Source organism: Hymenobacter jejuensis (assembly GCF_006337165.1).
GTDB classification, from domain to species: domain Bacteria; phylum Bacteroidota; class Bacteroidia; order Cytophagales; family Hymenobacteraceae; genus Hymenobacter; species Hymenobacter jejuensis.
Map to the genome: position 1 here is coordinate 2,319,943 of NZ_CP040896.1, position 12,207 is coordinate 2,332,149.

Genomic DNA, 12,207 nt, shown 5'->3' on the forward strand with positions numbered 1-12,207 from the left:
AAGCCCTCAATGTAGCATTGAGGGCTTTTTTATGCATTGCAAGTCAGTGATTTAAGCCCGAAAGCGCCACACCGGAAAGACACTGCCCGCGGTGAATAGCTCCGGTTCGGGTGGCAACTCCAAAAATCCATCGCATTGCAGCAAGCCGGCCAAATCACCGGAGCCGCCGGCCCGTTGCGGATGAGCCATTAGGCGGCCATCCGGTGCGGCTTCGAGGCGCACATTGAGAAAATGGGTAATGTGCGGCTTGAACGTGAAGTCGGCAGCCAAAACAGCATACGATAAAGCAGTAGGTTGTAAATCAGGGCGTTGGCTACACTGTAGCCACGGCTGCACGTAGCGGTAGTAATTGACGAAGGTTGAAACCGGATTGCCGGGCAAGGCGAATACCACGGCGCCCCCGGCCTGCTGCCCAAACCAGAACGGCTTGCCCGGCCGCTGCTGCACCTCGTGGAAAATCTGTTCGACGCCCAATTCGCGCAGCGTAGCCGGCAGAAAGTCGGCCTGCCCTTTCGAGACGCCGCCGCTCAGAATTACGGCATCAAAACCGCGCAACAGCCCCGGTAGGCCCTGGCGCAGCGCTGCTGGGTCGTCGTTGAAATGAAAAGCCTCAGCCGTGGCACCCGTCGCCGACAAAGCGGCCTGTAGCATGTAGGTGTTCGAGCGCCTAATCTGGTGAGCAAGAGGTGTTTCGGTGATGTCTACTAGCTCATCGCCAGTGCTGACCACCGCCAAACGCGGCAGACGCGTGACCGGCAAAGTAGCCGCGCCAACCGTGGCCGCCACCGCTATTTCGGCCGGCCCAAGACGCGTACCCGCGGGCACCAATACATCGCCCTGACGGCGGTCGGCAGCACGGGCATGCACGTTGTGGCCCGCATGCGGCGGGGCCACGACGACGGTGGCAATTCGCTGGCCGTTGGGGGCGGTGTCGATGGTAAGGTCTTCGTATCGGACCACCGTATCAGTGCCGGGCGGCAGCACAGCGCCCGTCATGATCTCGACGGCAGCTTGCGGGCTTTGCAGGGGCTTGGGAGCCTGTCCGGCAAACTGGGTGTGTTCAATTGGAAACTCAAGAACGTTGTTTTGTATTGCGCTGAAATTCAAAGCGATACCATCCATTGCAACGCGGTCGAAGGGCGGGAAATCACGATCGGCGCGCAGGTCGGTGCGCAAGGTGCGGCCCGTGGCCTCGGCAAGCATGACAGTTTCGGCAGGCAAAAGCCGAGCAGTGGTGAGCACGCGGCGGGTGGCTTCTTCGACGGAGAGCATAGAAAGAAATTTAGCGTCAGCTTTGTGGGGGTGGTTGCGTAACGTCTGTACGAAATTGTTGTTTAGGTGAGTAGCGCAACGCCCTGCTGCAAGGCGCTTTCGTACAACGATTGTGCAAGCTCTCAAGCCCACTCAAAGCCCACAAAGCTGACGCTAAATTTCATGTCTGATACTTCTCCTAATTCTAAGCTTACCCATCTCAATGCCGCCGGTCAGCCCAGCATGGTCGATGTCGGTCAGAAAGCCGTAACGCGCCGCGTGGCCAAAGCCCGCAGCCGCGTTGTGCTAGGCGCCGAAATCCTGAAGTTGGTGCAGGCCGGCGACCTGCCTTCGCACAAAGGGCCGGTGTTCCAGACTGCGATTCTGGCCGGCGTGATGGCAGCCAAGAAAACGGCCGACCTCATCCCGTTGTGTCACCCGCTCGGCCTCGACGACTGCCAAGTGCGCATCGAAGTGACTTCCCACGACACCATTACCATCGAATGCACGGCCACAGTAACGGGCAAAACTGGGGTCGAAATGGAAGCCTTAACGGGGGCCTCGGTAGCTGCACTTACCGTATACGATATGTGTAAGGCCTTGTCGCACAATATTTTAATTCAGGAAACCCGCCTCATCGAAAAAACGGGCGGCAAACGCGATTTTCATCATGTCGACGAATAATTCCGGCCCCGCCGGTCATGCCAAGCACGCGGTACTGGTGCGTCCCGAAATAGGCGAGTTCAACCGGCACGAACTAGCGATTTTGGGCGCGCCGTGTGGCAAAATCAAGGAGTTGGTGGCGCGTCTGTTGCCGCACCTTACGCCTGCGTTGCAGGTCGCATACGTGGACGCCGACCACGCTGCGGGCGGCTCCGGCTTGCAATACGGGGCAGGCGGTGCCAGCGCCGTATTGCAAGCCGGAGCCGCCGCCGAGCTGACCGACAAAATTCATTTTCGGCGCCTCGACGTACGCAGGGAGCTGGACAAGTTTTCGCAGCAAGAATGGCTGGGCGCGCAGAGCTTGGTGCTGGTCAACGGCAATCACTTCCGGGCCAAGCAACAAATCATCATCATTGACCCCGCCAAGCCCCTCGACCGCAAGCTCGACCGCCTGACCGCTGTGCAACTCGTGCTTCTGAGCGAAGGCGTAACGGAAGTGCCAGCCTATCTGCAAGGGCATATGGTTGATAATCAGCCTGTCATGCGATTGGCTGATACAGAAAATATTGCAGCTTATATCCGCGAGTGGTGGCAGCAAAGCTTACCGCCTTTGCGCGGCTTGGTATTGGCTGGTGGCAAAAGTCAGCGCATGCAAACCGATAAAGGTCGTCTGCGCTACCACGAGCTAGAGCAGCGCGAATACGCCGCCCAATTGCTTGCGGCCGTGTGCCAAGACGTGCACGTTTCCTGCCGCCCCGATCAGCTTGTCGATCTGCTGCCCGGGCTTACGCCGCTGCCGGATCGCTTCCTGGATCTGGGGCCGATGAGTGGGCTACTCAGCGCCATGCAACTCGACCCAAATGCCGCGTGGCTAGTTGTGGCCTGCGACCTGCCGTTCCTCTCTGAGGCGACGTTGCGGCACCTCGTCGGGCACCGCAACGCGGGCAAAGTGGCCACCGCCTTCCGAAGTCCGGACAATGAGTTTCCGGAGCCACTGATCACGATTTGGGAGCCGCGGAGTTACGCCGTGTTGCTGCGGTTTTTGGGCTTGGGGTATTCGTGCCCGCGCAAAGTGCTAATCAACAGCGACATAGAATTGCTTGCTGCGCCTGCGCCCCAAGAGTTGCGCAACGTAAACACACCCGAAGAGCGCAAGGCTGCGCAGCAGGAACTAAGTGGTAAGAGCATGTAGACCGGCGAAAACCGGCGCTTACGGGTGCGCCGCCACCCAAACCTGCCCGTCTTCGTAAAACTCTTTCTTCCAGATGGTTACTACCTGCTTAATCGTGTCGATGATGTACTGGCAGGCGGCAAACGACTCGGCACGGTGCGGCGTAGAAACGGCCACGATCACGGCCACGTCGCCGATGTAAAGCGTGCCTTTGCGATGAATCACGGCTATTTGTTGCAGCATCGGCCAGCGTTCCTGGGCTTGTTCGGCTACTTTGCGCATCTGGTGCACGGCCATGCTGTCGTAGGCTTCGTACTCGAGCCGCACCACGGACCGGCCGGTCGATTGGTTGCGCACCGTGCCGATAAAGGCATTGACGGCGCCCGCGCCATCGGCCTGCACAGCGGCCAAGGCCGCGGCGACATCAATCGGCTGATCGGTTAATTCAATAAGCATACAAACCTTCTTGAGCTCAGAATCTCTACTTGCTTATCTTTGCAAGTAATTGTTAATTAAATGGTTACGAATACTGCCCTTATCCGCCGCTGACCGGCGGAATCAGCGCAATTTCGTCGCGTTCGTGCAGGCGGTAGTCGGTGGCAGCGTACTCGTTGTTCACGGCCACGGCAAAGCTGGTGAGCTGGCGCAGGCCGGGGTAGGTACTTTGCAGCTGTTGCATGAGTTGCTCAACCGACTGGCCTTCGGGTGCGGTAAGCTCTAGCTGCGATTGGCCCACAATTTCTTTTGTGATGCCGAACAAGGCAATTCGTAAGTTCATTGGTTATACAACAATATTGGGTCACCTTACGTGTGAAAGGGCTGAACCGAAAAGCCGCTCAAACGTTTTTTGTTCGATTGGCGTTTTCATCTCATTGCTTCTACTTGCTTTATGGCCGTTGCCTCGCCTGTGCTATACGATAACCACGGCCGTCCGCTCGAATACGTGCGGCTGGCCGTTACCGACCGCTGCAATCTGCGCTGTTTTTATTGCATGCCGGCCGAAGGTATTCAGTATCTGCCAAAACGCGAGTTGCTGACCTACGAAGAAATGGAGCGCGTAGTCGCCATTTTGGCCGGCTTGGGCGTGCGCAAAGTGCGCCTGACCGGCGGCGAACCTTTCGTGCGCCGCGACTTGGTGCCGTTTATCGAGCGCCTCAGTCAGATCGAGGGCATTCATGATATCAGCCTGACTACCAATGGGGTACTCACGGCACCCCACATTCCGGAACTGATGCGCTTGGGGATTCGCACCGTTAACCTGAGCCTCGATACGCTCGATCGTACCCGCTTTGCGCGCATTACCCGCCGCGATGAGCTGCCCGCCGTGATGGATACGTTTTTTGCGCTCTTGTCGGCTGGTATTCGGGTGAAAATCAACGCCGTCGTGATGGATGGCCAAAACACTGAAGACTTAGTGCCATTGGCCGAGCTTACCCGCGAACTTCCTGTGGATGTGCGCTTTATCGAGGAAATGCCCTTCAACGGCGGCAGCCACGATGCTGTACTGCTGCCCTGGAATCATGTGCGCATCCGCGAACACCTGAGCCAGCATTTTCCGGGCTTGCACGCCATCCCAACGGACGCGAGCGCCACAGCCACCGAATATGCCATTCCGGGTCACATGGGTACGGTGGGCATCATTGCGGCGTATTCGCGTACGTTTTGCGGCACCTGCAACCGCATCCGCCTGACGGCCGAAGGTGGCCTGAAAACGTGTCTCTACGACCAAGGCGTGCTCGACGTGCGGGCTTTATTGCGCAATGGCTCAACGGATTCCGAGATTCGGGAGGCGCTTGTTTCTGCGTTCCAGCACCGCGCTGCCAACGGCTTCGAGGCCGAGCAGCGCCGCCCGTTGCACCAGCTCAGCTTCGAGTCCATGTCCACGATCGGGGGATAGTTTTACGACTTAGCTATAGGTTTTTTATTGCCAAAACACCCGGGATAAATTATTGATAATCAATAATTTATCCCGGGTGTTTTGGTGTTCCGCGATCCGAATGCTGCTTGCCTTACTTGTATTGCAGTGGCGTAGCCGACGGTTGAGCCGCAACGCCGAGGGCGGGCTCCGACGCGTCCTGAGGAAGCGCGAGGGTAACGGGTGCAGTGGCCGGCGTGGATGCCGCCGGGGCCGTCGACGAACGACCTTTCAGCCGCAGGAAGGGCTGCTCAAACAGACGGTAGCTCAGCCACGCGACCGCACCACTCACCGGCAGCGACAGGCCCGAATACAGCAACACAAAGCTGACGTTAACGGGCCCGGTCCAGTAATGCCGTACCACCAGCAGCACGGCCTGAATGCAGATAAAGTGGAGGCAGTAAAAGCCGTAAGTATAAGTACCCCAATAGCTTAGAAAACGATTGTTGCTAATTTTCCAGAGGGATCGGGTGGTGTAGCTCTGCTCCAGAATCACGAATACAAAGAAAAACGCCAGCAGCACCCGCTGCACCACAACAAAGGGCGTGATGGTCCATTCCTGCGGAATCACGATCAGCACCAAGCCAATGCCGTAGCCGATGGCCACGCTCTTGCGCGACCAGTTTTGCACCCAGTTACGGAACCCCTCGTAGTTGAAGCACAACCACGCCGTGGCTCCGCCCATCACCAAGTCCGACATGACGGAGAACGTATGCTGGTAGAGTATCAAGAACTCATGGGCGTGCACGTAGCGAAATGCCATCGACGCCGCAATCAGTAACAGAAAGACAGCCAAGCGGTTGCGCCGAAAGATGAGCAGGAGTAGCGGCCACACCAGATAAAATTGCTCCTCGATGGCCACCGACCACAGCACGTTCAGGTTCACCGCCGATGCTTCTGCATTGTTGAAGATGGCGTCGAAGTTGGCCAGGAACGTGACGAACAGCATAGGATCGGCTGGCTCATGCCAAGGCTGGCCCGAATGCGTTTTGGCCCACCGCATTACCACAAAGCCAAAAAACACGCATGCGTAATACAGCGGCCAGATGCGAAAGATGCGTCGCCGGTAGAACGCCCCGATGGCGTAGCGCCCGTTCTGGCGCTCCTCTTCGAGCAGCAGATACGTGATCAGGAAGCCCGAAAGCACGAAAAAGAAGTTAACGCCTAAGTTGCCGTTTTTAAAAACGTTTAGGCCGTAGCGGTACACCCACGATTCTAAGACGCCCTCTCTGGTAACGGCAAAAAAGCTGTGGCAGCAGAACACTGCTAAGCACGCTATAGTACGCAAACCGTCCAGGTTGGGAAAGTAAGTACGAGTAGACAAAGCGGTACTGGTTAAAATTTGTTCATAAAAATATGCTAATAAGCTGAGAGCCAATCCTTCAGCGAATCAACCGTTTTCAAGAGCGTCATAAATTGTGCCCTAATAACGTAAGGTCTTAAAATAAAGTTAAAATTTCACTTTTCTGTGCTATAATAGTGTAATTTACAGTTGAGCTTGCATATGAGTTCTGTTATAAAAATCTCACCAGCCCACATAGACAGTTAAATATTGAGTGCAACCAATTGATATACTGATGGTTGCGGGTATTTATTGATTTTCTATAAACTCTTCTAAGCCGTTATCCTTGAAAGAAAATGATTTTGCTAGGTTTGCTATCTGCGGTTTCAGTCCAAGAAATTCCTGATTAAGCTTTTCCTAAGCCAGTGGCACGAATGCCTGTTTATGAAGTTTGCTGAAATGCCTCGTTCGTTGCCTGTGGTGGGCAGCCGTCTGCCGGTATTGTTTGCCGTGGTAAAGTTTGCGACGGGCTTTCTGTCGATCAACCCGGCGTACGAGCTGCACCGCGACGAATACCTGTACCTCAACTACGGCCGCCATCTGGCCTGGGGGTATCTGGAAGTGCCGCCGCTGCTGGCTGCTCAAAGCTGGGTTACGCTCGCGCTGGGCGGTGGCTACTTTTGGGTGAAATTCTGGCCTTTGCTGTGGGGTAGCCTGACAGTGTACGTGGTCGTGCGGCTTGCCCAACGGCTGGGTGGCAATACCTGGGCGCAACTGCTGGCTGGGTGCTGCTTCTTGTTCTCGGCCTTTAGCCGTTTGCACCTGCTGTATCAGCCCAATGCCTTCGAGGTATTTGGCTTTACCTTAACTACTTACCTGCTCGTGCGTCTGGTGCAGCCCGATGCTCGGCCGCGCCACCTGTACGCGCTGGGCATCACGCTGGGGCTGGCAGTGCTGAACAAATACACTACGTTTTTCTTTGTGGCGGCTTTGCTGCCTGCACTGTTCCTGACGCCGCTGCGCCGCTTGCTCACAACGCGGTCCTTCTGGCTGGCGGCAGGGCTGGGGCTACTGGTTTGCGGTCCCAACCTGTGGTGGCAGGTAAGCCACGGACTGCCGTTTCGGCACCACATGGCGCTGTTGCGTGAAAGCCAGCTGGTGCACGTTTCGCTCGCCGATTTCTGGAAAGATCAGCTCCTGATGTGCTTTCCGGCCCTTATTGTGTGGGTGCCCGGCTTGTGGGCGGCGCTGCGGGGCCGGCCGGCGCCGGAAGCACGCTGCGTGGGCATTCTCTACGTAGCAGGGCTGCTGATCCTGAGCGTGTTACACGGCAAAAGCTATTACGCGCTGGGTTACTATCCGGCCTTATTTTCGGTGGGTGCCGTATGGTGGCAGGCCACGCTGGCCCGACGGCCGCGCCTGGAATGGATGCTGCGGCCCGTACTGCTGGCGATCCCTTTTCTGCTATTGCTGCCGGGGTTCCCGTACTTCTTGCCCGCGTTTTCTCCTAGCGAAATGGAGCGGCTCGGGCACGTGCCGTTTTACCAGAAATCGGGGGCAACGCGCTGGGAAGACGGCCAACTGCACCCCCTGCCGCAAGACTACGCCGACATGCTGGGCTGGCAGGAACTAGCCGATAAGGCGTGGCTGGCCTACCAAGCCCTACCCGATTCGACGCGCGCAGCAACTCTAATCAAATGTGATAACTACGGCCAGGCAGGAGCCATTAACTACTACAACCGCCATCGGGCGATGCCAGCGGCCACCAGCTTCAACGGCAGCTACGCTACTTGGTTTCCGGACCCGCCCGCCCGGCCTTACCGGCACTTGTTGCTGGTTGGCGAAGGCTACCCCCATGACTTAATCCCTTATTTTCAGTCCTTTCGGAAAGTAGGCGAAATCACCAATCCGTACGCCCGCGAGAAGGGCACGACCATCTACTTAGGCACCAGCCCTTCGGCGGCCTTGCTGGACCGCGTTCAAAGAGAGCGTCAGCAAGCGTTGGCCGCTTGGCAAGGTGGGTTTGGTAAGTAATTGATAATAAGATAGTTGAAAAGGGTTACTTTCCGATGCCTACCCAGCCGCGGCGCATGGCGTAGTAAATAGTGGTACCCACTACCAAGCCTACCAAGTAGCCATACGGCAAGCCGGCGCACAGCAGGCCCACGAGCAGCGCCACCAGCAAATCGGCGCGGGTGCCGGCGATGTCGCGCAGCAGAGCTGCCAGCGTCAGGGCTTCGAACAACAGCAGTACCCCCAACACCGGCAGCGGAAATATCTGGACGACCTGCGCGAAGCCTTGGCTGAAAAACAGGCCCAGCACCAAAAACAAGCCGCCGTACAACACCACCGAGCCGCCCGTGCGGGCCCCAAACGCGTAGTGCCCCGCCAAGCCTCCCGACCCATGGCACACCGGAAACCCGCCCAGGAAGGGATTCACCAAATTCATGAGGGCGTAGGTGAAGCTGATCTGCCGCACCGTAATGTGGCGCTCCGGAAAGTGGTCGTGCAGTACCTGTTTGGTGGCCAAAATGGAGTTGCCCAACGACAGCGGAATCTGGGGTAAGGCCAGCAGCACGGCCCCCGTCAGGATGTCGGCGCGGGAAGGCGTATGCCAGCTGGGCCCATGAAACGCAAAGGCTTTCTGGGCGGTGGCCAAGTCCAGCTTAAAGATCAGTGCGTAGATAACTCCCAGAGCAATAACAACTAACGCGGCCGGCCAACGCCGATTGCCCAGCAGCGCAACCGTCGCGGTGAAAGCCGCCGCGGCCAGCGCATAGCCTCCTAGTCCGTCGGCGGGCACGTAGTCTTTTAGAGCCAGCGTAGCGAGCTGTAAGGCCAGGCCAAACTGAATCCCACGAATTACCGGCTTTGGTACTAGGCGCGCCAGTGCATCAATAAGACCCGTAGCGGCCAGCACCAACATGCTGACGCCAATGGCCAAGCCGCCGCCATAGATGACGCGTCCCGGAATTTTTTGGGCGATTACCAGCGCCGCAAACGCCTTGAGCGGCTGCACCGGCATGGGCAAGCCGTACCACAGCCCCGAAAACACCTGCATCAACCCAAACATGACCAAGACGCTGGCGCTGTCCATGCCCGAGGCCGCGATCACGCCGATAATCAACGGCAAGTCCGTGCCCAGGTCGCCGAAAGCCCCGGCCAGCTCGTTGCGGTCGAAGCGAATGAGGCGGCGTAATGGGGGAGAAGCAGTAAGCGGCATGCTGTATTAGGTGTGCTTGTAACTGATTAGTAGATAGGTAATTATGATTCAGATGTCTCAGGCTTCGCTCAATCCGAATTTTCTCAATACTGCGGCATCGTTGGGTCTACTTCAGTAGCCCAGGCATGAATACCGCCCGTAAGGTTGGTTAGGTTATTGAAGCCTAACGTGCTGTGTAGTAACTGAATAGCTTTGGCGCTGCGGCCGCCGTGATGGCAGTACACGACCACCGGATGATGGCGCGGCAGTCGGGCGGCCATTTCCGCGAGCTTTTGCAAAGGTACCAACGTGGCGCCGGCCAAATGCACCAGCGCATACTCATCGGCCTCGCGCACGTCGAGCAGAAACGGCGGCGTGGCCGAGGCCAACTGCGCTTGCAGCTCCCGCGCCGTGATGGCGGCGAATACCGGCTGACACAGCTCGGCGTAATCAGCTTGGTCGGCCGTATCGAGGTTGACGAGCGCGCGCTCGGGGTGGCGCGGAAAACGCAATGCCCGCGTCTGAAAGGTCAGCGCATCGAACACCCAAAGCCTGCCGCTGAGGACTTCGCCCAGGTTTAGGATAACCTTCAGGGTTTCAGTGGCTTGGGCGCAGCCAATGATGCCCGGTAACACGCCCAGCACACCGGTCGCGTCGCAGTTGGGCGCTTCGGCGGCCGAAGGCGGCTGCGGAAACAGGCATCGGTATGTGGGGCCGCCCTGGTAATTAAACACCGAAACCTGGCCTTCGAATTTGTAAATGGCGCCCGAGATCAGCGGCTTGCCCAGGCTGACGCAGGCGTCGTTGAGCAGGTAGCGGGTCGGGAAGTTGTCGGTGCCGTCGACTACCACGTCGTACTTGGCTACCAGCTCGCGCACCGTTGCCCGATCGACGCGGTACGGGTAGGCTTCATGGCGCACCAGCGGATTGAGGCGATGAACTACTTCGGCCGCCGCTTCGGCTTTGGAGCGGCCCACGTCGGCGGCGCCGTACAGGATCTGGCGCTGTAAGTTGCTGATTTCCACGTGGTCGGCGTCGGCAATGCCGAGCGTGCCCACGCCGGCCGCGGCCAGGTATTGCAGCACCGGGCAGCCCAAGCCGCCCGCGCCCACCACCAGCACCCGCGCGGCTTGCAGGGCCAGTTGCCCGGTCTCCCCGATTTCGGGAAGCTGCAAATGGCGGCGGTAGCGTTGCTGTTCGAGGGAAGTAAGCACCATCAGGCTAGTTAAAGAGAGAGAAGTAGGCGGCGTTTATCTGAATATATAAATAATTGATAGTCAAAACCTTGCAAAACTATAGCAAAAAAACGCCGTTGATAGGAAAAAGCAGCTGCAAGGTCGGTTGCTGCTACAAACTTCTAACGCGCCAGAAGGTTAGAGAGGCAGCGGCTTGCAAACGCTCCTCGGCTGCTCCTTCAACGCTTAAAACGTCCTACCCGTGCTGCCTGTTTTCCTACCTGCCACCAGTTACGAATACGCTACCGTGCAAAAAGTAGCGGGCGATCACTTCGTAACGGAATCGGATGTGGTGGCGGCCGAAGAACCTTTGGAAATTCGGGTGGGCTTTGGGCCGACGGGTGCGCGGGAGCACCGCACGCTGGCCATCACGATGCGCACACCCGGCCACGACTTCGAGCTGACGGCGGGCTTTCTGCTCACCGAAGGCCTCATCCAGAGCCGCCACGATCTGACCGGCGTGATCTATTGCCCGGATGTGGAAAAAGAAGAGGAGCGCGAAAACGTGGTGCGCGCCGAGCTCGCGCCGCACGTTGTGGCCGATATGCCGCGCCTCGAACGCCACTTCTACACGTCGTCGAGCTGCGGCGTCTGCGGCAAAACCAGCATCGACGCGGTGCATGCGTCTTCCTGCCCCGTGCTGCCTACGGCGGGTCCGTACGTGGCGGCCCGCGTTATTCATGAATTGCCAGCCCGCCAACGCGAAGCCCAGGCGCTGTTTGAACAAACCGGTGGCCTGCACGCAGCAGCGCTGTTTTCGGCTACGGGCGAACTGCTGTTGCTGCGCGAAGACGTAGGCCGGCACAACGCCCTGGATAAGGTGATTGGAGCTGCTTTGCTTAATGAGCAACTGCCTCTGCATGAGCACATTGTGCTGGTGAGTGGGCGGGCCAGCTTTGAGCTGGTGCAGAAAGCAGCCGTGGCGGGCATTCCGGTGCTGGCCGCTGTGGGCGCGCCGAGCAGCCTGGCGGTGCAAGCCGCCGCCGACTTCGGCATGACCTTGTTGGGCTTTGTGCGGCAGCAGCGCTATAACATTTATACCGGTGCGTGGCGTATTCAGGCGGAAACCCCCGCCGATCCTTCCACTCATCACGCCACCCATTCTGCATGAAGCTCCGCATCGAAGACAACTCTGTGCGCCTGCGCCTGTCCGACGACGAGGTGCAGCACTTCGGCCGTACCGGCCGCGTCTCGTCCAGCGTCCGGCTTGGTCCGCACCCCGACGATCAGCTGGAATACTCGCTAGAACGTCTGCCCGAAGGCGACCCCAGCGACACCGTTCGCATACTCTACGCTAGCGGTTCGATGGCCGTGCGCGTGCCCGCCGCCCTGGCCCAACAATGGGTTACGGGCTCCGACATTGGCTTTTCAGAGAAGCTGCATGTGACTGAAACCCAGGAATTACGTATTCTAGTTGAGAAGGACCTCGATTGTCGGCACTGATCTGGTTTTCCGGATTTTATAGCTGATTCCACCCCGAAATTACCT

General features: G+C 58.1%; 12 protein-coding genes. 6 read left to right on the plus strand and 6 right to left on the minus strand.

Translation table 11 applies throughout. The features are described from left to right. Positions 1-51: 51 nt before the first annotated feature. Positions 52-1,272 carry a molybdopterin molybdotransferase MoeA gene (locus FHG12_RS09490; protein WP_139515504.1) on the minus strand — a complete coding sequence of 407 codons (1,221 nt, stop codon included), beginning with the start codon at positions 1,270-1,272 and terminating at the stop codon, positions 52-54. 162 nt (positions 1,273-1,434) lie between these two features. Here FHG12_RS09490 and moaC point away from each other — a divergent pair, with 162 nt between their 5' ends. Together moaC and FHG12_RS21130 are read left to right on the plus strand one after the other, a co-directional pair. Beyond that, complete coding sequence (moaC, locus tag FHG12_RS09495; RefSeq protein WP_139515505.1) at positions 1,435-1,935, plus strand: cyclic pyranopterin monophosphate synthase MoaC; 501 nt, start codon at positions 1,435-1,437, stop codon at positions 1,933-1,935. Beyond that, positions 1,922-3,106 carry an NTP transferase domain-containing protein gene (locus FHG12_RS21130; RefSeq protein WP_230471348.1) on the plus strand — a complete coding sequence of 395 codons (1,185 nt, stop codon included), beginning with the start codon at positions 1,922-1,924 and terminating at the stop codon, positions 3,104-3,106. The genes moaC and FHG12_RS21130 overlap by 14 nt, the downstream gene beginning before the upstream one ends. 18 nt (positions 3,107-3,124) lie before the next feature. On the opposite strand, the gene FHG12_RS09505 is transcribed toward FHG12_RS21130, so the two are convergent. After that, positions 3,125-3,541, minus strand: a complete 417-nt coding sequence (locus FHG12_RS09505) for a molybdenum cofactor biosynthesis protein MoaE (protein ID WP_139515506.1) — start codon at positions 3,539-3,541, stop codon at positions 3,125-3,127. Between the two features lie 79 nt (positions 3,542-3,620). Beyond that, positions 3,621-3,863, minus strand: coding sequence for a MoaD/ThiS family protein (locus FHG12_RS09510; protein ID WP_139515507.1), 243 nt, complete (start codon positions 3,861-3,863; stop codon positions 3,621-3,623). Between the two features lie 129 nt (positions 3,864-3,992). Here FHG12_RS09510 and moaA point away from each other — a divergent pair, with 129 nt between their 5' ends. Then, complete coding sequence (gene moaA / locus FHG12_RS09515) at positions 3,993-4,982, plus strand: GTP 3',8-cyclase MoaA (RefSeq protein WP_139517752.1); 990 nt, start codon at positions 3,993-3,995, stop codon at positions 4,980-4,982. A gap of 112 nt (positions 4,983-5,094) precedes the next feature. Here moaA and FHG12_RS09520 read toward each other — a convergent pair whose 3' ends face one another. Beyond that, entirely contained in the window at positions 5,095-6,324 is a 1,230-nt protein-coding gene (locus FHG12_RS09520) for an acyltransferase family protein (protein WP_165699356.1), read from the minus strand. A gap of 417 nt (positions 6,325-6,741) precedes the next feature. On the opposite strand from FHG12_RS09520, the gene FHG12_RS09525 reads away from it, so the two are divergent. Then, positions 6,742-8,316 (plus strand): glycosyltransferase family 39 protein, encoded by a 1,575-nt coding sequence (locus FHG12_RS09525; RefSeq protein WP_165699357.1) that lies wholly within the window; start codon positions 6,742-6,744, stop codon positions 8,314-8,316. Between the two features lie 25 nt (positions 8,317-8,341). On the opposite strand, the gene FHG12_RS09530 is transcribed toward FHG12_RS09525, so the two are convergent. Continuing rightward, positions 8,342-9,505 (minus strand): putative sulfate/molybdate transporter, encoded by a 1,164-nt coding sequence (locus FHG12_RS09530; RefSeq protein ID WP_139515510.1) that lies wholly within the window; start codon positions 9,503-9,505, stop codon positions 8,342-8,344. An 83-nt stretch (positions 9,506-9,588) separates the two neighbouring features. Next, positions 9,589-10,701, minus strand: coding sequence for a molybdopterin-synthase adenylyltransferase MoeB (moeB, locus tag FHG12_RS09535; RefSeq protein ID WP_165699358.1), 1,113 nt, complete (start codon positions 10,699-10,701; stop codon positions 9,589-9,591). 220 nt (positions 10,702-10,921) lie between these two features. Here moeB and fdhD point away from each other — a divergent pair, with 220 nt between their 5' ends. Then, positions 10,922-11,830, plus strand: a complete 909-nt coding sequence (gene fdhD, locus FHG12_RS09540) for a formate dehydrogenase accessory sulfurtransferase FdhD (RefSeq protein WP_317129714.1) — start codon at positions 10,922-10,924, stop codon at positions 11,828-11,830. Beyond that, entirely contained in the window at positions 11,827-12,162 is a 336-nt protein-coding gene (locus FHG12_RS09545; protein ID WP_139515511.1) for a DUF7009 family protein, read from the plus strand. The genes fdhD and FHG12_RS09545 overlap by 4 nt, the downstream gene beginning before the upstream one ends. The last annotated feature ends 45 nt before the right edge of the window (positions 12,163-12,207 follow it).